Source organism: Psychrobacter sp. TB20-MNA-CIBAN-0197 (assembly GCF_040309765.1).
Taxonomy (GTDB): Bacteria; Pseudomonadota; Gammaproteobacteria; order Pseudomonadales; family Moraxellaceae; genus Psychrobacter; species Psychrobacter submarinus.
On the sequence record NZ_JBEOPC010000102.1, the window covers coordinates 1 to 472 of the forward strand.

Here is a 472-nt window from a genome sequence, read left to right on the forward strand (position 1 = left end):
CCTTTGATAACGGTAAAGAGTTTGCTGACCATGAAACGATGGCAACAGCGTTGAAGGCTGATATTTACTTTGCTCAGCCTTATCATTCTTGGGAGCGTGGAACGAATGAGAATACCAATGGGTTAATTCGTCAGTTTCTACCGAAGTCAATGCGTCTGGATAACCTATGCATGCACTTAGTTCAGTCGATTGAAGACAGTTTAAATAATCGACCTAGAAAGGTGCTAGGGTTTAGAACACCTCTTGAGGTAAAATCTAGCTTCGGGTGCGTTGCACTTCAATGTTGAATCCAAGCTATCAAAAATACGCAAAAAAATATTCTATTATTGAGCCACTATGTCCTCTCGCACCACCGTTTCTTTATACCACATGATTTGGGCACACTATCGTCTGCCCTTTCTTAAAGTTATTTTTCTTAATTTGGTTAATGCGGCTGTCAGTGTGGGCATCATCGCTTTTATCAATCACACCT

Annotated in this window: 1 protein-coding gene; it reads left to right on the forward strand. The window is 40.9% G+C overall.

Annotation, left to right across the window (positions count from 1 at the left end):
- A partial coding sequence (locus AAEY83_RS12845) for an IS30 family transposase (RefSeq protein WP_351059282.1) occupies positions 1 to 287 on the forward strand: 287 nt, incomplete at its 5' end.
- Positions 288 to 472: the final 185 nt, after the last annotated feature.